The sequence below is a fragment of the Streptomyces coffeae genome, from assembly GCF_016741875.1.
Classification (GTDB): Bacteria; Actinomycetota; Actinomycetes; order Streptomycetales; family Streptomycetaceae; genus Streptomyces; species Streptomyces coffeae.
In genome coordinates this window covers 516,763-539,637 of sequence record NZ_JAERRF010000002.1, presented here as the reverse complement: position 1 = coordinate 539,637, position 22,875 = coordinate 516,763, and the positions used below count along the sequence as shown (strand labels likewise).

The 22,875-nt window shown below is 70.5% G+C and carries 9 protein-coding genes; all 9 read right to left on the bottom strand.

What is annotated here, in order from left to right; genetic code table 11:
• The coding region (locus JK363_RS04670; protein WP_307821608.1) for a type I polyketide synthase at positions 1 to 1,740 on the bottom strand (1,740 nt) is incomplete at its 3' end.
• 625 nt (positions 1,741 to 2,365) lie between these two features.
• Complete coding sequence (locus JK363_RS04665) at positions 2,366 to 3,403, bottom strand: methyltransferase (protein ID WP_201871637.1); 1,038 nt, start codon at positions 3,401 to 3,403, stop codon at positions 2,366 to 2,368.
• 112 nt (positions 3,404 to 3,515) lie between these two features.
• On the bottom strand, positions 3,516 to 4,730 hold the full coding sequence (locus tag JK363_RS04660) for a cytochrome P450 family protein (RefSeq protein ID WP_201871636.1): 1,215 nt from the start codon (positions 4,728 to 4,730) through the stop codon (positions 3,516 to 3,518).
• Between the two features lie 5 nt (positions 4,731 to 4,735).
• On the bottom strand, positions 4,736 to 5,344 hold the full coding sequence (locus JK363_RS04655) for a carboxymuconolactone decarboxylase family protein (RefSeq protein ID WP_201871634.1): 609 nt from the start codon (positions 5,342 to 5,344) through the stop codon (positions 4,736 to 4,738).
• Entirely contained in the window at positions 5,341 to 6,285 is a 945-nt protein-coding gene (locus tag JK363_RS04650) for an MBL fold metallo-hydrolase (RefSeq protein WP_201871631.1), read from the bottom strand. The genes JK363_RS04655 and JK363_RS04650 overlap by 4 nt, the downstream gene beginning before the upstream one ends.
• A 31-nt stretch (positions 6,286 to 6,316) precedes the next feature.
• Complete coding sequence (locus JK363_RS04645) at positions 6,317 to 7,753, bottom strand: cytochrome P450 (RefSeq protein ID WP_201871629.1); 1,437 nt, start codon at positions 7,751 to 7,753, stop codon at positions 6,317 to 6,319.
• Positions 7,753 to 16,971: a type I polyketide synthase gene (locus JK363_RS42120; RefSeq protein WP_236075539.1), complete on the bottom strand. Its 9,219-nt coding sequence runs from the start codon at positions 16,969 to 16,971 to the stop codon at positions 7,753 to 7,755. The genes JK363_RS04645 and JK363_RS42120 overlap by 1 nt, the downstream gene beginning before the upstream one ends.
• Before the next feature lie 8 nt (positions 16,972 to 16,979).
• Positions 16,980 to 22,475: a type I polyketide synthase gene (locus tag JK363_RS04600; RefSeq protein ID WP_201871627.1), complete on the bottom strand. Its 5,496-nt coding sequence runs from the start codon at positions 22,473 to 22,475 to the stop codon at positions 16,980 to 16,982.
• A complete protein-coding gene (locus JK363_RS04595; RefSeq protein ID WP_201871624.1) occupies positions 22,472 to 22,639 on the bottom strand; it encodes a hypothetical protein in 168 nt (55 codons plus the stop codon). The genes JK363_RS04600 and JK363_RS04595 overlap by 4 nt, the downstream gene beginning before the upstream one ends.
• Positions 22,640 to 22,875: the final 236 nt, after the last annotated feature.

Sequence of the window (22,875 nt, the reverse complement as noted above, 5' to 3'; positions counted from 1 at the left end):
GGCCATTCCGGCCCACTGCGAACCCTGCCCCGGGAAGACGAACACCGTCTTGCCACTCACCGGGCGGCCCTCGACGACATTCGCCGCGGCCTCGGCCGAGGACAGATCGCTCAGCCCGGTCAGCAGCGTGCCGCGGTCGGTGGCCACGACCACCGCACGGTGGTCCAGGTGTGCCCGGGTGGTCGCCGCCGAGTAGGCGATGTCCGTGACGGAGGTGTCCGGGTGGGCGATCAGCAGGGCCCGCAGGCGGTCGGCCTGCTCCCGCAGTGCCGCCTCGCTCCGGGCCGAGAGCGGTACCGGCAGCACCGGGAACGGCGCCGCCGCGGCCTGCTCCTCCGCCTGTTCCTCGGCGGGTGCCTCCTCCAGGATCACATGCGCGTTGGTGCCGCTGATACCGAACGAGGACACGCCGGCACGGCGGGGGCGCTCGGAGGCCGGCCACTCATGCGCCTCGTTCGGCAGCCGGATGGCGCCCGATTCCCAGTTCACGTGCGGCGACGGCTCGTTCACGTGCAGGGTGGGAGGCACCATGTCGTTCCGCATGGCCATCACCATCTTGATCACACCGGCCACCCCGGCGGCGGCCTGCGTGTGTCCGATGTTGGACTTGATCGAGCCGAGCCAGAGCGGCTCGCCGTCGCGCTCGCGGCCGTACGTGGCCAGCAGGGCCTCGGCCTCGATGGGGTCGCCCAGGGTCGTGCCGGTGCCGTGCCCCTCGACCGCGTCCACCTCGGAGGGGCGCAGGCCCGCGTTGGCCAGGGCCGCGCGGATCACCCGCTCCTGCGACGGCCCGTTCGGCGCCGTCAGGCCGTTGCTCGCACCGTCCTGGTTCACCGCGGCGCCGCGCACCAGGCCCAGGATCCGGTGACCGTTGCGGCGCGCGTCCGACAGCCGCTCCAGCAGGAGCAGGCCCGAGCCCTCGCCCCAGCCGACCCCGTCCGCGGCGGCGCTGTATGCCTTGCACCGGCCGTCCGGTGAGATCGCGCGCTGACGGCTGAACTCGGTGAAGATGTTCGGCCGGGAGAGCACCGTGATGCCGCCGGTGACGGCGAGGGAGCATTCCCTGGACCGGAGGGACGCGCACGCCTGGGCGATCGCGACCAGCGAGGCCGAGCACGCGGTGTCCACGGTGACGGCAGGGCCCTCGAAGCCGAACGTATAGCTGATACGGCCGGACGCGACACTGGCCGCAGAGGAGATCATGAGGTAGCCCTCGATCTCCTCGTGCTGGTTGCTCGTCCCGGCGATGTACTGGTAGTCCGAGTGCATCGTGCCGATGAAGACGCCGGTGTCGCTGCCGCGCAGCGTCGTCGGGTCGATCCCGGCGTTCTCGAACGCCTCCCAGGCGCCCTCCAGCAGGACCCGCTGCTGCGGGTCCATGGACAGGGCCTCACGGGGGGTGATGCCGAAGAACTCGGCGTCGAAGTCGGCGATCCGGGGGGCGAATCCGCCCTCGCGCGTGTAGGCGGTGCCGGGGTGGTCCGGGTCGGGGTGGTACAGCCGGTCCAGGTCCCAGCCGCGGTCGTCGGGGAACTCCGAGATCGCGTCACGGCCGGAAGCCACCAGGTCCCACAGCTCCTCAGGCGATGTCACCCCACCCGGGTAGCGGCAGCTCATGCCCACGATCGCCAGCGGCTCGCTCGCCCTGTCGGCGAGCATCTGGTTCTGCTTCCGCAGGCGCTCCGTCTCCTTGACCGACTTCCGGAGCGCTCCGACGAGATCGTGCTTGTCGGTGGCCACAGTTACGCCTCCCCGTCCGGACGCGGCGAGGCGACCGGGTTCTCGACTGCTTTCATGCCACGTCTTCCGTCTCGGGCCACCGGATCACCGTCGCCAACGGCACGGCTTCCGGGCCACGTCGTCCATCGGTCAAGAAACGCTCGGCTGCGGATTTTCCTCAATCCGGAACATGCCGACGGTCTGTGTACAGAACTGCCTCAGCCATGACTCATCCCCGTTATGAATCGTCGACGTGGCAACGGTGCGGCGCGTCCGCGCCCTTGCCGCGAGAACTCAGGCGGCGAGCAGTGCTGCTCAAGCCGCGCTGAGAAACAGCATGCCGTACGACCGGAGCAGGCCGGCGATGAACGGGGGTGTGGAGCCAGCAACCTGCCACAGATACAACCGGGCCGTTACGTATCGTCAGCAAATCTGTTCAGTGCATCACTGGTTCCCGAAAACCGTGCACCAAGCTGCCACGCCCACGGCGGTTCCCCAAATGGCCGGCAATGTCCGCAGGCTGCCGTCGAGAGCGCAACGAAGCGCCGGGACAAGCCACTTGGGCTGAATCCCGGCTTCTCGTGGCAGTAACTGGACTGCTTCCGCCGACGGTGCCGGCGTGGACGTGTCCGTTGCCCGTTGGTTGTCAGTGGTCGCTGTCCCCGGGGAGCGCCTCGATCAGTGAGAAGGCCATCGGAGCGGGCAGCAGGGCGAACTCGGTGACGGGGAAGCCGGCACGGGCACAGAGGCTTTCGAACTCGGCCTTGGTACGTCCCTGGCCGGCGCCGATGAGCCGCATGTGGAGATCGCTGAGGTACATCGTGTCCGGGAGAGAGCCGTCGACGGTATTGGGCATGACCGGATCCACGATGAGCAGGCGGCCATGCGGGGGAATCACTCGCCTGATGTTGCCGAGAACCGTGACCGCGCGATCGTCATCGGCGTAGTGCACGACGTTCTTGATCAGGTAGAGGTCGGCACCGGCGGGTATCTCGGTCCCGATGTCGCCGGACATCACGGTGCAGCGGTCGGCGACTCCGGCCGCCGTCAGGGTCGCTTCGGACGTGTCGACCGCCGCGACGGTGTCGTACAGGATGCCGCGCAGGCCGGGATGGGCGGCCAGGATGGCGGCGAGCACCGCGCCGCTGCCGCCACCGATATCGGCCACGGTGTCGAAAGCGGCGAAATCGTAGTGATGCGGTAGCGCTTCCGCGGTCTGCAGGGCGCTTTGCCTCAAGGCGGCGGGGAAGTGGGTCGACAGTTCCGGATCGCCCGCGACGTACTCGAAGAACGACTTTCCGAATACGGTGTTGAAGGTAGCGCTTCCGGTGCGTACGGCGGTGTCCAGTTCACGCCACGCCCCCTGTACTGCCGGATCGGTGAACGTCCGTGTGAAGGAGTGCAACGAATCGGCCCGGTCAGTACGCAGCAGGGCGCCGACCTCGGTCAACCGGAACTCCCCGGACACCGCCTGGGTCAGTATCCCGAGCGCGGCGAGCGCACTGCACAGCTGGGTTGTCGCCGCTGCGTCCGTGTCGAGCGCGGCGGCGAGCTCGGTGCCGGTCCGCTCACCGTCGCCGAGTGTGTCGGCCACCCCCAGACGCACCGCGGTGGCGACCGTCTGCGTGGCCATATGCCCGAATGCCAATTCGAACAGTCGTTGCTTGTGTTTCGCTTCAGTCATGCCGTCAACTCCGAATTCGGAATACGCAATGAGAAGAAACTCCTCATCGATTCCCTGACCTTTTTCACCGATCTCACTTGCTCCCCGGCCGACACCGCAGTCGCAGCGTCACTCACCTCAGGCGCACCGGCAGGGAACCGAAACCGCGCATGAAGCCGATCCGCCAGTCGGGGAAGAAGTCGGGATCCGCCAGCCGCAACCCACCGAACCGTTCCAGCAGCTGGGTGAACGCGACGTTCGCCTCCAGCCGGCCCAGCGGGGCGCCGAGGCAGAAGTGGATACCGTGCCCGAAGGCCAGGTGCTTGGGGCTCTCTTCCACCTGGTGCAGCCGGGGCGGCTCGTCGTTGTACGCGGGGTCGTGATTGGCCGCGTCGAGCGAGATGCACACGAGCTCTCCGGCGGGGATGTCGACACCACCGACGCTGACGTCCTCACCGGTGTACCGCATCGTTGCCCAACCGACCGGGCCGAAACGACGGAGCACCTCCTCCGTCGCGGCGGGAATCCGGTCCGGGTGCGCCCGCAACGCCTCGAACGCCTCCCGATCCCGCAACATCATGTAGACACCGTTGCCGATCAGGTGCAGCGCCGTCTCGTGCCCCGCGACCAACAACAGGAACGCCATCGCGATCAGCTCATCCACGCTGAGCTGATCACCGTCCTCGCCGGCGGTGACCAACCCGGACAACAGGTCGTTACCGGGTGCGGCACGCTTGGCCTCCAGCAAAGCAGCCAGATAATCACTCATCTGCTGCGAGACCGCGGCCATGTCGACATTGGGATCGGCATCCAGCAGGACCTTGGACCACTTCTGGAAGTTCTCACGATCGTCGAACGGCACACCGAGCAGTTCGCAGATCACCATGACCGGCAACGGTGCCGCCAACCCCTCGATCAGGTCGACTTCGTCCTGGCCGTCCATCTGGTCGAGCAGGTCCTTGGTGATGTGCTCGATGCGCGGCCGCAGGGCGGCGACACGTCGCCCGGTGAACTCCCGGCCGACGAGCTTCCGCAGCCGGGTGTGCTCGGGCGGATCACTGTTCAGCATGTGCGATGACAGCAGTTCCGAGGCGCCGGCGCCCCTCCCGTCGGGGGAGGCGTGGCGCAGGATCTCGTAGAGATCGGTGACGTTCTTACGCATCCGCGGATCCGCGAGTGCGGCACGGGCTTCGTCGTAACCGGTGATCAGCCAGTGCGGCAGACCACTGGGCCGACGGACCCGGAGAACGGGCCCGCTCTTACGCCAGCGGCGGTAGTACTTGTGCGGATCGTCGAAGAAGTCCGTTCCGATGGTTTCTTCTTGCACGGAGCCGGTGACCGGGGTCATTTTCCTCATTCTCCTTGGGGTCTTGGCAGGTCTGCCGGGTCGGTGAGCCAGTCGTCGATGGCGACGTCGCAGGATTTGAGGATGTAGGCGAGCATCGAATACGCGCCGACAATGGCCAGCACTTCCAGCATCTGCTGTGCGTCGTACGCGGACGAGAGCTGCTGCCACGTCCGGTCGGACAGCCTGGCCTCCGGACCGCGCAGCTCGTCGACCGCCCGCAGCAGGGCGGCGTCGTGCTCGGACCAGCCGGGGGCGTCCGGGCCGGCGGGGACCCGGGCGATCTCCTCCTCGGTGAGACCGGCCTTGGAGCCGATCGCCACATGATGGGCCCACTCGTAGTGCGACTGCAGGACGTACCCCACCCGCAGCACCATCAGCTCTCGGTCGCGCAAGGTCAGCTTCCCCTGGCCGAGCGCGGAGAGCATCGGGTTCACCCCGGACAGCAGAGCGGGGTGGTTGCCGAGGACGCCCAGGATGTTGATCACGGGCTGGCCGACCATGTGCGACAGCGGGCCGTCGGGGTCGGACTGCACGGCGGCGGGCATCCCGAGCAGGGCACGGACCTGCTCCGCGGGCGCGGGGGCCATACGGGGAACGGTGTTCTGACGCGTCATGCCGTCACCGTGGCTTCCAGGGACTCCTTCAGCTCCACCATCTGGTGCAGCAGCGGGCTCATTCCCGGTGTGCCGTCGCCGTTGAGTTCGCGATAGACGGCACCGATGTTGAGGATGAGGCGTTCGGCGTTGTCGAGGTCGGCGAACTCGCTGAGATCGAATTCGCGTGCGGCCTCCAGGGGGGACTTGCCCTGCTGGTGGGCGGCGGTGGCGTGGGCCTTCACCCGCTCGAGGTAGTCGCGGGCCCGGACCACCTCCTGTTTGCCGCCAACCGGGCCGTGGCCGGGGACGACGGTCTCGGCATCGAGTTCGAGAATCGATTCGCAGGCGCGGATGCAGTTGTCGATGGGGCCGGAGTGGACGACACCATGGGAGCCGAACATGAGGATGTCGCCGGCGTACACGACTCGTTCATCGGGAACGTGGATGATGACATCGCCATCGGTGTGGGCAGGGCCGACCTCGATCAGCCGCACGGTCCGCTTGCCCACGGTCAACTCGAGTTCCCCGCCGAACGTGATCGTCGGGTAGGTCGGGGTGATGCCGGAGAAGTCGAAGGGCTCCACGTACGCGCGCAGCCGGGGGTCGGTGTCGGCGGACAGGAACGGGGCCACGGTCTCCGGACCGGCGTGGCGCATCTTCCGCGCCGCCGCGGTGGAGGACACGATCATGGCGTCCGCCACGAGCTGGTTGCCCCACCAGTGATCACCGTCGTGGTGGGTGTTCACCACCCAGCAGATGTCGGTCGTAGGCACCGCTTCGGCGATGGCCGACAGCATCTGCCGAGTCTGGCCGAGGGTGTAGAACGTGTCCACAAGCAACGCTTCGTCACCGCTGCACACCAGGCCCGCGTTGGCGTACCCGGTGGCGCGACTGCCTTGGACATAGGCGAACGTCTCCGGCGCGAGCCGGTGCACACCGGTGGTAAAGGGGACAGACACAAAAATCTCCTTGTTCACTGAATATCCGCAGTCAGTTCCCGGCCGCCACCGCGGTCCGGGGGCGCAGCACCATCCGCGGACCGCGCTCGGGCACCACGACCGGACCACGCGGCACCGCCTTCGCCGGATCCGCCTCGGCAGGCTCGAAGTCGACGTGGGTCACCAGCTCGCGCAGCATGACCTTGATCTCGTGGATCGCGATCCGGTCACCCATGCAGCGGGTGTGCCCGCCGCCGAACGGGATCCACGTGTACTGGCCCGGCTGCACGCCGAGGAACCGCTCCGGGCGGTACTTCTCCGGCTCGGGGTAGCGCTCCGGGTCGTTGTTCATCAGCTCCGCGCTCGGCACCAGCAGCTGACCGGGCTCGTACCGCACGCCGCCGATCACAATCGGCTCCATGACCTGACGCGCCAGATTGTTCGGCAGCGGCGGGTTGAGCCGCAGCACCTCGTGCACCGCGGCGGTGAGGTACTCCTCGGACGCTCCCTCGGCGATCTCGTCACGCAGCCTGCCGAGCCGCTCCGTATCCCGGGAGAAGTGCTCCACCGACCAGCAGACCGCGGACACGGTCGTCACGGTGCCGGCGACGAACATGGTCATGATCTCGTCGCGTATTTCCGTGCCCGACAGGGACGAGCCGTCCTCGCGCTCGATGCCGAGCAGGACCGACAGCATGTCGTTGCCGAGCTCACCGCGCTCCACGCGCTCGGCCACCGCCTGGGCGATCAGTGCGTCGACCCGGGGCCGGTTCCTCCAGAAGTCCTTGAGCCCGGTGCCGGGCCGCTTCTTCATGAGCCGCTTCTTCGCCGGTGACCACCGGTCGATCATCAGCATCGCGGTGGGGTAGGTGTTGAGCTCGAGCAGATCCATCAGCGCGTCGAGCAGCTGAGGCCAGCAGGTCGGGGTCACCTTGCCGAACACGACTTCCCGGATCACGTTCATCGCCCAGCGGTGCACCAGCGGGTGCATGTCGACGACCTCGTCACGCGGCCACTGCGCGACCGCGTCCACCGTGATCTGCTCCACCGCTTCGGTGATGCGGGAGAAGGCCGCACCCTTGAAGCTGCGGGTGAGGGCCTTGCGGCGGGCCAGATGCTCGCCCTCGTCGAGGAAGGCGAGCCCGGTGTTGCCGAAGTACTTCTCCAGCGCACCGTTCGAGTTGCCGCAGTGCAGGCTGGTGCGTGGTGCCTGGTAGACGGCCCGCACCTCGTCCGGGTCGGTGAGCACGAAGAACTCGACGCCCGGCAGGAAGCCCAGCCGGAACCGGGATCCGTACAGTCGCTTGCACTCGATCAGGAAATCGGTGCGTGCCTTGGCCCACCGCGCCATTTGCTCCCGCTGGCCCAGTGCCGGACCCGGCACCTCCGAGGACGGGATCACCGTCTCCTCCGGCTGCGCGGTGTGGTCGACCGGGCAGCGCCCGGCGCCGTCCTCGACCGCTACGTCGTTCGCGTCGGGAGGGGTCATCACTTCTCCTTGTCGTACAAACCTGAGGCAGCAGAAAATCCGCACTGGACCCACTTCTCGACGGCCGCCGCGCACTCCGGGTCATTGAGCAGTTCGAAGTGGCCGGCGTCGAGGTCCACCACATCGCCGCCGACATCCCACGCGGGCCAGGAATGCGTGTCGTTGGCCCGGAGGTACAGGCGCGGAGTCTGGACGCCGGTGTCGCCGCGCTCGGCCAGCAGGCGCAGGTAAGCGCCCATCGCCAGCCAGCCGGAGTCGTCGAAGGCGAGGTCGCGGTCGCCGTTGAGCAACGCGTCCATGCTCGACTCGAACGCGCCGCCCTCGTTCTCGACGACGGACCGCGGATCCGGTGAGTCGAGCAGGACCAGGCCCGCCGCGGCCCGACCCGTGCGTTCCAGTTCGGCGGCCAGCGCATGCGCGACGGCGCCGCCGATGGAGTAGCCGACGAGAACCACCTCGCTGTCACCGACGGCCTGCCGGATCCCGTCCGCGAGCATCCCGATGACGGTGTTCCAGGACCCGGGCAGCGGCTCGCCGTCGCGGAAGCCGGGCAGCGAGCAGGAGAACACGTCACGGCCGGACAGCCCTCCGGCGAGCGCCAGGAACAGGTGCGGGCCCGAACCGACGGCGAACGACGGTACGCAGACGATGGCCGCCTGCCCCGCATCGCCCTTGGCGAGCCGCACCACCCGTCCGCTGTTCTCCGGCAGTTCCGCGGGCGAGGTGAAGGCCGGGCGGAATCGGGAGGCCTCCATCAGCCAGCTCATCGCCCGGTCGAGCTCGCCCTCGGCATGGGCGTGCCGGACCAGCGACGTGAACGTGGAGCGGCTGTCCGGGGCGAGGCCGGTGGCCGTGGACCGCCCGGATCCGGTGGCCGTGGACCCGCGGGACGCGGAACCGTCCGGTGCGGACCCGGCACGCTCGGCCACACCGCTCGGCTCACGCTCGCCGGCGTCGCCGGACGCGGGATTCGCCTCGGCCGCCGCCACCTCGTCCGCCAGATGCGTGACGAGCCAGCGGGCCAGGCCGATGGCGTCGGGGTGTTCGAAGATGACGGTCGTTGCCACCTGCACGCCGGTCACCCGGTGCAGGCGATTGCACAACCGGACCACGCCGACCGAGTTGAAGCCCATCTCCCAGAAGCCCTGGTCCGATTCGACCGCGTCACCGGACTCGTGTCCGAGGACGGCCGCGACCTGCGTCCGGATCACCTTCTGCGCCAGCGCCTCCCGCTCGTCCGCGGGAACGGCGGCCAGCTGTCGCACCAGCACTCCGCCCTCGTCGTCCGCGTCCTCGTCGCTGTGTTCGGCGGGCGGCGCCGCGCTCGGGACACCCGGTCCGGACGCGGCCGGCGCCAGCCAGTACCGCTTCCGCTGGAACGCGTAGGTCGGCAGGGACACCCGCGCGGCCCCGGTCCCGGCGTAGAAGCCGGCCCAGTCCACTTCGACACCGGCCGTGTGCGCCTCGGCCAGCGACAGCGCGAACCGGTCCAGGCCGCCTTCGTCGCGCCGGAGCGTCCCGATCGTCGCGACCGTCGCGACCCGGCCCTCGGTGTCGTGTGCCGTGGCGGTCTGCTCGATCGCGGTCGTCAGCACCGGATGGGGCGACACCTCCACGAAGCGGGCCGCGCCGTCGTCGATCAGCGCGCAGATCGCGGATTCGAAACCGACCTGGTTCCGGATGTTCTTGTACCAGTAGGTCGCGTCCAGGCCGACGGCGTCGACGTATCCGCCGACCGCCGTGGAGTAGAACGGCACCCGGCTCGCACGGGGGGCCACCGATGCCAGCGACTCCACCAGCTCGGCTTCGATGGCCTCGACCGCGGCGGTGTGCGAGGCGAACGCCGAACCGAGCGCCCGGGTTCGCAGCCCGTCGCGCTCGCACTCGGCCTGTACCTCTACCAGGACGTCGGCGTCACCGGCGAGCACCACGGAGACCGGGCTGTTCACCACGGCGACCGAGGCCCTCCCGGCGTATGCGGCGACACGCCGTTCGACCTCGTCGTCCGATGCCCCGATCCACAACAGGCCCGCGTCGTTGGGCAACCGGTCGTGCGCGAGCCGGTTTCGCATCGCCACGATCCGGGCGGCGTCCTCGAGCGACAGGGCACCGGCGACGTAGGCGGCGGCGACCTCACCCTGTGAGTGACCGACCACCACATCCGGTTCCACACCGTGGGCTCGCCACAATGCCGCCAGCGAGACCATCACCGAGAACATCGCCAGTTGCAGCACGTTCAGCGGGATCACCCCGTCGACCACGTCCATCGACGGCGCACCCGGCGCACCACGCAGCACGTCCTCCAGGTTCCAGTCCGCATACGGCTCGAACGCCTTCGTGCAGGCCGCGATCTCGTCCGCGAACGGCGGTGCGGTGTCCAGCAGTCGCACCGCCATCTCGGTCCAGTGCGAACCGTGGCCCGGGAACACGAACACCGTCTTGCCATCCAGCACCTTGCCGTCGACGGTGTGCTCGGCCGGCTTGTCGCCGGCCAGCGCCGCCAGCCCATCGAGCAGCTCGCCCCGGTCCCGGGCCGCGACCGCGGCCCGCCGCGGCAGTGCCGCACGGGTCGTCGCCATCGAGAAGCCGATGTCGACCAGGTCGAGGCCCGGGTTGTCGAGCAGAGCGGTGTGCAGCCGATCTGCCTGCGCCCGCAGCGCGGCCCGGGAACGCGCCGAGATCAGCACCGGTACGGCGGGCGGCCGCCGGTCGGTGGACCGCGGCAGCGGATCCGGTGCCGGGGCCTCCTCCAGAATCACATGCGCATTGGTGCCGCTCATGCCGAAAGCCGAGACACCGGCCCGGCGTGGCCGGCCGTCGGTCTTCCAGGGCTGGTCCTCGAGGAGCAGCTCGACCTCGCCGGCCTCCCAGTCGACGTGCGGGGACGGCTCGTCCACGTGCAGCGTGCGCGGTAGCAGTTCGTGCCGCATTGCCTGCACCATCTTGATCACCCCGGCGACACCGGCGGCGGGGCCGGCATGCCCGATGTTCGACTTGACCGACCCGAGCCGCAGCGGGCCCCGGTCACGGTCCTGGCCGTAGGCCGCCAACAGCGCCTGCGCTTCGATGGGATCGCCCAGCTTGGTGCCGGTACCGTGCGCCTCCACCACGTCCACCTGCGCCGGCTGAAGTCCCGACGCGGCCAGGGCCGCCCGGATCACCCGCTCCTGGGAGGGGCCGTTCGGCGCGGTCAGGCCGTTGGTGGCGCCGTCCTGGTTGATCGCACTGCCGCGCAGCACCGCCAGCACCTGGTGACCGTTGCGGCGGGCGTCCGAAAGCCGTTCCAGCACGAGCAGACCCATGCCGTCGGAGAACGACGTGCCGTCCGCGGCCGCCGAGAACGCCTTGCACCGGCCGTCCGGTGACAGGCCGTGGATGCGCGCGGTGTCGGACAGGGCCACCGGGGTGGACATCACCGTCACACCCCCCGCCAGGGCGAGCGAACACTCGCCCGCCCGCAGCGCCTGCATCGCCAGGTGCAGCGCCACCAGTGACGCGGAGCAGGCCGTGTCCACGGTGATCGCCGGGCCCTCCAACCCCAGGGTGTAGGCGATCCGTCCGGACAGCACACTCGACATCACACCGGTCATGTGGAACTGCTCGAGCTCGGGCGGTACCGCAGTGCCGTAGTCCGGGTTGACCGCACCGCAGTACACGCCGGTTTCACTGCCGCGCAACGAGGTCGGATCGATGCCCGCGTGCTCGAACGCTTCCCACGCACCCTCCAGCAACCAGCGCTGCTGGGGATCCATCGCCCGCGCCTCGTGCGGGCCGATACCGAAGAAGCCGGCGTCGAAGTCGCCCGCACCCTCGATGAACCCGCCGATACGCGCATAGGTGGTGCCGGGGTGCTCGGGGTCGGGGTGGTACAGCTCGTCGATGTTCCAGCCGCGGTCGGAGGGGAACTCCGTCATCCCGTCCCGACCGGCCGCAAGGAACTCCCACAGTTCGTCAGGGGAGTTCACCCCGCCCGGATACCGGCAGCTCATCCCGACGATCGCCAGCGGTTCATCGACCGCCCCGCGGCGCGACCGCACCGCCGGCCGTGCTGTGTCGCCGACCTCGGCCAGTTCGCCGACGATCAGCCGCGCGATCGCCGCCGGAGTCGGGTGGTCGAAGACCGTGGTCGCCGACAGCCGCAGGCCGGTGACCCGGGTCAGCCGGTTGCGCAGCTCGACGGCGCCCATGGAATCGAGTCCCACGTCCTTGAAAGGGCGTTCGGGGTCGATCGCGGTGTGGGTGTCGTGCCCGAGTACCGCGGCGACCTGCGCGCGCACCAGATCGAGTACCACCCGCACGCGATCCGCCTCGGGAGTTCGGGCGAGCGTGCGCGCCAGTGACCCGTCGGCGCGGCCCCGCCGGGCGGGCGTCCGGACCAGTCCGCGCAAGCGCGGGGCCAGCGTCCCCTGGTGGGCCTGGGCCCGCAGTTCGGCCGAGTCCGGGCGGATCGGCGTGAGCAGGGTCGGCGTCGCCGCGCCCATCCGGTCGACCAACTGCCGCACCAGACCGGGCTGCTCGGCAGCGTCCACCCAGGTGCTCCACACCAGTGCGGTCACCGGCACGCCCTCGGTACGCCACCGGTGGCCGACGGCGTCCAGAGCCGCGTCGGCGGCGGCGTTGGCGACGCGCCCGGCGGTGCCGAAGAGTCCGGCGTCGGAACAGACCAGCGCCAACGCGGCCAGGTCCTGCCCGGCGGTCAGCTCACGCAGCCGCAGCGCGACGTCGAGCTTCGCGCCGACCGCCCGGTCGAGCCGGTCGCCGGTGTGCGTCTCGAGGGTGCCGTCGTCGACGACCCCAGGTGCGTGGATGACCGCGGTCAGCGGACCGTCCACGGAGGACAGCACGTCGGCCAGCCCGTCGGCGGTGTCACAGACCACGGCGCGAGCACCCGACCCGGCCAGCTCGGCGACCACCGCGTCGACGGCCTCGTCCGGGCCGCCGAAGGTCACCAGCAGCAGCTGCCCGGTGCCGTACCGCTCGGCCAGCTGCCTGGCGAGTACCGGACCGGCACCACCCGGACCGCAGGTGATCAGTACCGTCCCGGCCGGATCCCACACCGGTCCGGCCTCGGCCGGGGGAGCGGGGGCGAGGCGGGGCGCGAACAGCGCACCGTCGCGGACCGCCACCTCGGGCTCGTCCAGCTCACCGAGCACGGTCCAGTCCGGATCGGCGTGCTCGTCGAGATCGACGAGCACCACCGTGTCCGGATGTTCGGCCTGGGCGACGCGTACCGCACCCCAGACCGCTGCCGGTGCGGGATCGGGCGCGAGGTCGCCGGCCGCGACCGCGCCACGGGTCACCAGCACCAGTCGCGCGTCGGCCGACAAGGGGCTCGACACCCAGCGACGCACCGTGTCGATCGCCTGCCCGCACAACTCCCGTACCCCGGTAGCGCCGTCCGGCGCCATGACCGGAGTCAGTACGAGGGTGGGCGCCTCCGCGCCGCCGGCCAGAGCCGACTCCAGGGCGTCGAGATCGGCGAACCTCTCCCCAGCGGCCTCCAGCTCACCCAGGACCGCGATCCTCGCCGCCGGCGACGGCTCCGCGTTCACCGTCGTCCAGGTCAGCTCGAACAGTGCGTCCGTACCGTGCCCCAGCGCACTGTCGAATTGCGGCGCCGGACGGTAGCCGACCCGGCCGACCGACAGTACGGGCTCGCCGTCGAGATCCACCGCGTCCACGCGCAGCACCGAGTCCGCCGCCGTGACCCGGACCCGAGCGCGCGCCGCGGTGGTCTGTCCCAACGACACGTTCGACCACGAGACCGGCAGGTTCGGCGAAGCACCCGGCTCGACATCGAGCAAGCCGCCCTGCAGCGCCGCGTCGAACAGTCCGGGGTGGAGTCCGTATCCGGTGCCGTCGATGTCGTCGGGCAGCGCGACGTCGGTGTAGATCTCCTCGCCGCGCCGCCAGGCCGCCTGCACGCCCTGGAACAGTGGACCGTAGTCGACCCCGGCCTCCGCGAGGCGCGCGTAGAGGTCGTCGACCGGCACGGGCTCGGCGTCCACCGGCGGCCACTCCGCGTCGAAAGGCACCGGCGGCGCCGGGTCGGCACCAAGTCGCCCCCTGGCGTGGCAGATCACCTCTGGCTGATCGCCGGCGGTGGCGCGCGAGTAGATCGCGATCTCGCGGCGGCCGTCGGCGTCGGCGGCACCGACGGTCACCTGTACCTGCCGCGGTTCGTCGGTGAGGACCACCTGCGCGGTGATCTCCAGCTCCTCCAGCGCCGGGCAGCCGATCGCGGTCCCGGCCGTCACCGCCACGTCGACCAGTGCGACACCGGGGACCACCAGCGCCCCGAGAACGACATGATCGGCGATCCAGGGCTGCGTGCCGGCCGCGATGCGCCCGGTGAACACCCACTCGTCGCGGTCGGCCACCGGTACCGCGGCGGTGAGGATCGCGTGATCCAGCCCGACCTGACCAGCCGCGGACGCATCCGCCGACCCGGTACCGGGCGCCAGCCAGAACCGCTCCCGCTGGAACGCGTACGTCGGCAGATCCACCCGGGCCGCCGAGGTTCCGGCGTAGTAGGCCGTCCAGTCGACATCGACTCCGGCCATCCGCGCCCCGCCGAGAAAACGGGCGAACGTCCCGGCCTCGTCGTGCCGCGCGCGCAGCGCCGGAACCAGGACGGCGCTGCCGGCGTCGCCGGCGTTGCCGTCGTCGTCGAGAGTCTGCCCGGCCATCGCGGTCAGTACCGCGTCCGGACCCAGCTCCAGGAACCGCCGGGCACCCAACCGGTACAGGGTCCGCACACCGTCGGCGAACCGCACCGCCCGCCGCACATGCTTCACCCAGTACATCGGGTCGGTGATCTCGTCGGTCACCCGCTCACCGGTCACGTTCGACACGATCGCGATCTTCGGCGTGGTGAACCGCAGTCCCCGTGCGACAGCGGCGAACTCCGCCAGCATCGGCTCCATCCGGGGCGAGTGGAACGCGTGCGACACCTTCAACCGCGAGGTCTTCCGGTCCGCGAAGTGCGGCAACCACTCCTCGGCGGCGTCGGCGTCACCGGACACCACCACCGCCCGCGGACCGTTCACCGCGGCGATCTCGAGCCTGCCCTCGTAGCCGCTCAGCGTCGCGGTGACCTCGTCCTCGGTGGCCTGTACCGCCACCATCGCGCCGCCTTCGGGCAGCGCCCCCATCAACCGGCCACGCGCCACCACCAGTGCGGCGGCGTCCTCCAGCGACAGCACCCCGGCCACGTGCGCCGCGGCGATCTCGCCCACCGAGTGCCCGATCAGGTAGTCCACTCGCACACCGAACGATTCGATCAGCCGGTACAGCGCCACCTCGACGGCGAACAACGCCACCTGCGTGTACTCGGTGGCGTCGAGCAGCGCTGCTTCGGCGGAGTCGGGCTCCGCGCTCAGCAACGCGCGCATCGACCGGCCGACCAGCGGATCCACCGCCGCGCACACCTCGTCCAGCGCGGCGGAGAACGTCGGGTACGCCTCCGCCAGATCGATGCCCATCCGGGCCCGCTGGGCGCCCTGACCGGTGAACAGCACCGCCGTCTTCCCGGGGACCGCCCGCCCGTCGAGCGCCCCGGGTTCCCCGGCCGCCAGGGCCGTCAACGCGGCCATCAGCTCGTCTCGATCGGATGCCGGGACCACCGCGCGCCGTTCCAGGAGCGCGCGCGTGGTCGCCACCGAGTACCCGATGTCGGCCGGCGTCAACTCCGGCCGCTCCGCCAGGTGGTCGCACAACTGCCCGGCCTGCGCCCGCAGCGCCGCCTCGGTGCGCCCCGACACCAGCACCGGCACGACACCCGAGGGCCGTGGTGCCGCATCCGGATCCGTGGTCTCGCCGGACGCCCGGGACGCAGAAGACGCAGCGGGCGCCTCCTCCAGGATGACGTGCGCGTTGGTGCCGCTCACTCCGAACGACGAGACACCCGCCCGCCGCGGCCGGCCGTCCGGCCGCCACGGCTGCGACCGCGACAGTACGGCGACCTGGCCGCGATCCCAGTCCACATTGGGTGACGGGGTATCCGCGTGCAGGGTGGCCGGCAGCGTCTCGTGCCGCATCGCCAGCACCATCTTGATCACACCGGCGATACCGGCGGCCGCCGAGGTGTGCCCGATGTTCGACTTGATCGACCCCAGCCACAGCGGGCCGTTCGTACGTTCCTGGCCGTAGGTGTCCAGCAGCGCGTGCGCCTCGATCGGATCGCCGAGCTCCGTTCCGGTGCCATGGCCTTCCACGGCGTCCACGTCCGCGGCCGACAGACCCGAGTTGGCCAACGCCGCCCGGATCACCCGCCCCTGCGCCGGGCCGCTCGGCGCGGTCAGCCCGTTGCTGGCACCGTCCTGGTTCACGGCGCTGCCGCGCACGACGGCCAGCACGGTGTGCCCGCGCCGCCGCGCGTCCGAAAGCCGCTCCAGCACGATGAGACCGCAGCCGTCGGCGAAGCCGGTGCCGTCGGCATCCTCCGAATACGCCTTGCACCGGCCGTCGGGTGCCAGCCCACGCTGCCGGCTGAACTCGACCAGCAGGGTCGGGCTCGACAGCACGGTCACTCCGCCGACCAGCGCCGTCGAGCACTCACCGGCCCGCAGCGCCTGCGCGGCCTGGTGCAGCGCCACCAACGACGACGAACACGCGGTGTCCACCGTGACCGCCGGGCCTTCCAGCCCCAGCAGGTACGAGATCCGCCCGGCCAGCACGCTGGTCAGGATGCCCAGCCGGTACCCGCCCAGCTCCGGGGGCATCGTGGCGCCGTACTCGGAGCTGATCGCACCGCAGAAGACGCCGGTGTCGCTGCCGCGCAAGGTCGTCGGATCGATCCCGGCGTTCTCGAACGCCTCCCACGCGCCTTCCAGGATCAGCCGCTGCTGCGGATCCATCGCCAGCGCCTCACGCGGACCGATCCCGAAGAAGTCGGCGTCGAACTCCGCGACCCCGTCGACGAATCCGCCCGTCCGGGCATAGGTGGTGCCCGGATGATCCGGGTCCGGGTGGTACAACCGCTCGACGTGCCAGCCGCGGTCCTCGGGCAGCGGCACCATGGCGTCGCGGCCCTCCGACAGCAGCTCCCACAGGCGCTCCGGAGACGTCGCGCCGCCGCCGAACCGGCAGCTCATTCCCACGATCGCCAGGGGCTCGGCCGATCGCGTCCGCAACTGCCGGTTCTGCTTGCGCAGCTGCTCGTTTTCCTTGATCGACATCCGCAGCGCGTCGACAAGATCGTTCGTCTGTGCAGTCATGCTTGTCCCTACCGGTCCCCTCGAGCCATCCGGATCAGTGCTTCCGCGTCGAGGTCGTCGACCGACTCGCCGCCACCGTCCCGGGTCTCCTCCTCAGGCACGTCGCCGCGCGCCAGATCGAACAAGGTGTCCAGCAGCCTCGCCTGGCGCAGCCGTTCGATCGGAATCGAGGCGAGAACCGCGCGGATCTCGGCGGTGTCGTCGTCGGCCCGGCCGTCGGTCACGGCCTCCGGTTCGACGGACTCGAGGAGATACCGCGTCACCGCCGCCGCGTTCGGGTGGTCGAAGACGAGGGTGGCGGGCAACCGCAGACCGGTGATCTTGCTGAGCCGGTTCCGCAACCCGACGCCGGCGAGCGAATCGAATCCCATGTCCGTGAACGTCCGGTCGGGGTCGATCGCCGACGCCGATTCGTGTCCGAGCACGGCCGACACCTGCGCCTGCACCACCTCCAGGACCACCTGCTCGCGGTCCTCCTCGGCGACCCCGGCCAGCCGTTGCGCGAGCGAACCGCCGGTGGGCTCAGCGGTCCGTGCCGGAACCCGCACGAGTCCGCGCAGCAGCGGGGGCAGCGCCCCCGTCCGGGCCTGGGCCCGCAGTCCGGCCATGTCCAGCTGCACCGGAGCCAGGAGTCCGGCATCGAGACCCAGTGAGTAGTCGAACAGCTCCAGGCCACGATCGACCGGCAGCAGTGCCACACCAGCGCTCTCGATACGGGCCACATTGGTGCTGTCGAGGCGGCCGGCCATCCCGGCCCCGTCGCCCCACACCCCCCAGGCCAGGGAGGTGGCCGGCACTCCGGCGGCCCGCAACCGCTGAGCCATCGCGTCGAGACCGGCGTTCGCGGCGGCATAGCAGGCCTGCCCCGGGTTACCGAACAGCGAGGCGCCCGAGGAGAACAGCACGAACGCCGACAGGTTCGCGTCCGCGGTCAGTTCGTGCAGCAGCCACGCCGCGTCCACCTTCGGTCGCATGACCTCGGCGAGCTGCTCCGGGGTGACCGACTCGACCACCCCGTCGGCGAGCACTCCGGCGGTGTGCACGACCGCCGTGAGCGGGGCCTCCAGCGAGTCCAGCAACGCAAGGACCTGGTCCCGGTCGCCGATGTCGCAGGCCACGATCCGCACCCGCGCACCGAGCGCGGTCAGCTCGGCCTCCAGTTCGGCGGCGCCGTCGGCGTCGGGGCCGCGCCGGCTGACCAGCACCAGGTTCTCGACCCGGTGCGTGGCGGCCAGGTGACGGGCGAACACCACACCCAGGCCGCCGGTGCCGCCGGTGACCAGCACGGTGCCGTTCGGGTCGAGCGAGCGCATCGCGTCCTCGGCGACCGCGGGCACCCGCGCCAGTCGCGGCGCCGACACCTGGCCCGCCCGCACGGCCAGCTGCGGTTCGCCGGCTGCCAGCAAGCTGTCCCATGGCACGTCGGCACCGTCGTCGTCGAGGTCGACGAGCAGGATCCGGCCCGGATGCTCGGACTGGACACTTCGCCCGAGACCCCAGGCCGAGGCCTGGGCGATGTCGGGTGTTTCCCCGTCGAGCGCCACCGCGCCGCGGGTGACCGCGACCAGCCGGGTCGCGCCCAGACGTTCGCCGGCCAGCCACCGTTGCAGCGTGGCGAGCATCTGTTCGGCGGCTTCGCGGGCCGCCGGGGCCGGAGCGTCCGAGGTGATGTCCGGGGCGATCCGGACCAGGACCGCATCCGGGGCCGCGTCGCCCTCGGCGATCGCCCGTTCCACCGCGTCCAGATCGGTGAAACCGTCAGCGCCCCAACCCACTCGGACCAGCCGCGCGGGTTCCGCCTGCCCCATCGGTACCGGCACCCACTCGACCCCGTACAGCGAGTCCGGTCCTCCGCCGCGCGCCGTCTCGAGCTGCGCCGGGTCCACCGTTCGGTACACCAGGCCGCCGATGCTCATCACTGGCTCGCCGGTCTCGTCCACCATGTCGACGTGCAGTCCGGTCTCGGCGGAGGTGACGATCCGCACCCGTGCCGACCGCACCCGCCGCCCCGGGCGCACCCCCGACCACGTGAACGGCATCTCCACCGACGCGTTCGGGTCCTTGTCCACCAGCGCGCCCTGCAACGCGGCGTCGAACAGGCCCGGATGCAGCACGAAGCCCGCATCGTCGGCATCATCGGGCAGCGCTACTTCGGTGTAGATCCCGGTCCCGGCCCGCCAGGCGGCGCGGATGCCCTTGAACAGCGGCCCGTAGTCGAGTCCGGCCAGCTCCATCCGCTCGTACAGCGCGTCCACCGCGATCGGCTCGGCACCCGCCGGCGGCCACTGCGCCGGCCACGGTGCGGGCGAAGCGGACTCGGCGGTCAGCCAGCCGCGAACGTGGCAGATCGGTTCGGGGGCTTCGTCGTCCGGCCCGGCGTCCGGGGTCGAGTACACCGCGACCTCGCGGCGCCCGTCGTCCTCCGGAGCGCCGACGGTCACCTGGATCCGGCAGCCCGCCTCGTCGTCGATCACGAGCGGTGCCTCCAGCACCGCTTCATCCAGGGCTCCGCATCCGACCCCGGCGCCCGCGGCCAACGCCAGTTCCACCAGTGCGGTCCCGGGAGCGATGGGGATGCCGAAGACCACATGGTCACGGATCCACGGCTGGGAGTCCGTGGAGAGCCGACCGGTGTACACCCACTCGTCCCGGTCACCGACCCTCGATGCCGCCGCGAGGACAGGGTGGTTCACCGTGTGCATTCCGACGGCCGCGGCATCCCCCGCGCCGGTGCCCGACGTCAGCCAGTACCTGTTGCGCTGGAAGGCGTAGGTCGGCAAGGGCACCGCACGCGCACCGCTGCCCGCGTAGAACGCCGACCAGTCCACCGTCACACCGGTGACATGGGCCTCGGCCGCCGACAACGCGAACCGCTCGAAGCCACCCTCATCACGCCGCAACGACCCGACGACACCCACCCGGGAGCCGGCGCCGTGATCAGCGACGGTGTCCTCCACCGCCATGGTCAGCACCGGATGCGGCGACATCTCCACGAAACACCCGGCACCGTGGTCGACCAACGCCCGAACCGCCGGCTCGAACCCGACCCGCCCCCGCAGATTCCGGTACCAGTACGCGCCATCGAGCACGGCGGTATCGACGAACCCACCCACCGTCGTGGAATAGAACGGGATCGACCCCGACCTCGGGGCCACCGGGCCCAACACCTGCGCCAACTCGTCCTCGATGCTCTCCACCTGCGTCGAGTGCGAGGCGTAGTCCACCGCGATCCGCCGAGCCCACACCTCTTCGCGCTCGCACGCCGCGATCAGCTCATCGAGGACGCCAGGCTCCCCGGAAACCACCACGGCCGTCGGACCGTTCACCGCCGCAACCGACGCCCGTCCCCCGTACGGGGCGATCAGCTCCTCGACCTGCTCGACCGACGCGGCGACCGACATCATGCCCCCGAACCCGGCGAGCCGCTCCGCGACGGCCCGCGACCGCAGAGCCACCACCCGCGCGCCGTCGGCCGGTGACAATCCACCAGCCACCACGGCCGCGGCGATCTCACCCTGCGAATGGCCGACCACCGCCATCGGCTCCACGCCATAGGAGCGCCACAGCGCCGCGAGGCTCACCATCACCGCGAACAGAGCGGGCTGCACCACGTCCACCCGCTCCAACGACGGCGCACCCGCTGCCCCGCGCAGCACGTCCTCGAGCCGCCAGTCGACGAACTCGCCCAGCGCGTCACCACACGCCGCGATCTCCCGCGCGAACACCGGGGACGAGTCCAGCAGCTCGACAGCCATCCCCTCCCACTGCGCCCCCTGTCCCGGAAACACGAACACGGGACGCGCATCGGGGGTGAGCACCTTGCCCTCGGCCACAGCCGCTGACGGTTCGCCCGCAGCCAGCTCGGCCAGCCCGGACAGCAAGGTGCCGCGATCAGATGCCATGACCACGGCACGCTGATCGAGATGGGCCCGCGTCGTCGCCGACGAGAACCCGACCTCGGCCATAGTGAGCTCCGGACGGGCCAGCACACTGGCCCGCAACCGGTCCGCCTGGGCACGCAACGCCGCCGTTCCACGACCGGACACCAGGACCGGAACCGCCGGTGGTTCGGCGATCGGGGCCGGTTCGACCGCGTCGGCGGACACGTCGAACGGTGTCTCCTCCAGGATCACATGGCAGTTGGTGCCGCTGACCCCGAACGAGGACACCCCGGCCCGGCGCGGACGACCGTTCGTCTTCCACGGCCGCATCTCGGTGAGCAGTTCGACGCCGCCGGACTCCCAGTTCACGTGCGGCGAAGGCCGGTCCACGTGCAGGGTGGCGGGCAACGCCTCGTTGCGCAGCGCCTGCACCATCTTGATCAGGCCGGCCATTCCGGCGCCCGCGGAGCTGTGCCCGATGTTCGACTTGATCGACCCCAACCACAGGGGGCCGTGTTCGCGTTCCTGACCGTAGGTGGCCAGCAGGGCCTGAACCTCGATCGGGTCGCCCAGTTTGGTGCCCGTGCCGTGGCCCTCCACCGCATCCACATCCGCCGCCGACACCCCGGCGTTGGTCAGCGCCTGGCGGATCACTCGTTCCTGCGACGGGCCGTTCGGGGCCGTCAGACCGTTGCTGAGCCCGTCCTGGTTCACCGCGCTGCCGCGCACCACCGCCAGCACCCGGTGCCCGTTCCGCCGCGCGTCCGACAGCCGCTCCAGCAGCACCACGCCCGCGCCGTCGGCGAAACCGGTGCCGTCAGCGGCAGCCGCGTAGGGCTTGCACCGGCCGTCCGGCGCCAGCCCTCGCTGCCGGCTGAAGTCCAGGAACAGCGTCGGCCCGGCCAGCACCGTCACGCCGCCCACCAGTGCCAGGGAACATTCCCCGGTGCGCAACGCCTGCGCGGCCAGATGCAGGGCCACCAACGACGACGAACACGCGGTGTCCACCGACAGCGCCGGCCCCTCCAGGCCGAAGGTGTAGGCGACCCGGCCCGACACCACACTGGTCGTGCCGCCGGTCAGCCGTAGCCCCTCGATCTGCGGTGCCGCACCGGCCGGTACCGACGCGTAGTCCGACGGGCCGACACCGCAGTAGACCCCGGTGTCGCTGCCGCGCAGCGAGGCCGGATCGATGCCCGCGCCCTCGAACGCCTCCCAGGACAGCTCCAGCAGAAGCCGCTGCTGCGGGTCCATGGACAGCGCCTCACGCGGGCTGATCGCGAAGAAGTCGGCATCGAACGACGTGGCGCTGGGGACGAATCCACCCGCGCGGGTGTAGCTGGCGCCGAGTTGGTCCGGGTCCGGGTCGTAGAGCCGCTCCAGATCCCAACCACGATCGAGTGGGAAACCGGATATCGCGTCCCGGCCTTCGGCGACCACCTCCCACAGTTCCTCCGGGGAGTCCGCGCCAGGGTAGCGACAGCTCATACCGACCACCGCGAGCGGCTCGGTGGCGCGTTCTTCCGTCTCCCGCAGAAGAGCCCGCGTTTCGTTGAGTTCAATCGCGGAATTCTTGAGGTAACGGAGAAGCTTCTCCTGCTGCTCGCCAGTCACCGTAGTCATGCCTTCCCTCGCACCTCACTGAACTCGGCTTCGATGACCTCAACGACGTTCCGCGTTGCCGCGGCCTCGACCGGTTCGCGAGCGCTCGCCCCCCGCGATCCCTTTCCTGAAAGTCCCTCGGGCTCCGCGTCGGGTATCAGGACAAAGAAGTCGTCATTGGTCACGCCCCGCTCTGGTACATAAGATCCCGTGCCTGAAAAGCCCATGGTCAAGGCACTCCCCGTATCCCCCGAATCCGGTCTTTCGCTGTCTGCCGCGCGGGTCTGCGTCACACACAGCCATTCAAGGGACCTTTTCAACGCGCCAACCCAGCGAGACGATATACGTAAGGTCTAACGGATTCGCGCAGATACGGGCTCCCCTATGTCCAGAACCTGCCAGCACCGATTCCTGCGTGTCC

What these genes read in the sequence shown, in the direction of transcription:
- JK363_RS04665 (WP_201871637.1), bottom strand. Translation starts at nt 3,403, where the DNA reads ATGACTGAAGCGAAACACAAGCAACGACTGTTCGAATTGGCATTCGGG.
- JK363_RS42120 (WP_236075539.1), bottom strand. Translation starts at nt 16,971, where the DNA reads ATGACTGCACAGACGAACGATCTTGTCGACGCGCTGCGGATGTCGATC.
- JK363_RS04645 (WP_201871629.1), bottom strand. Translation starts at nt 7,753, where the DNA reads ATGACCCCTCCCGACGCGAACGACGTAGCGGTCGAGGACGGCGCCGGG.
- JK363_RS04600 (WP_201871627.1), bottom strand. Translation starts at nt 22,475, where the DNA reads ATGACTACGGTGACTGGCGAGCAGCAGGAGAAGCTTCTCCGTTACCTC.
- JK363_RS04660 (WP_201871636.1), bottom strand. Translation starts at nt 4,730, where the DNA reads ATGACCCCGGTCACCGGCTCCGTGCAAGAAGAAACCATCGGAACGGAC.
- JK363_RS04655 (WP_201871634.1), bottom strand. Translation starts at nt 5,344, where the DNA reads ATGACGCGTCAGAACACCGTTCCCCGTATGGCCCCCGCGCCCGCGGAG.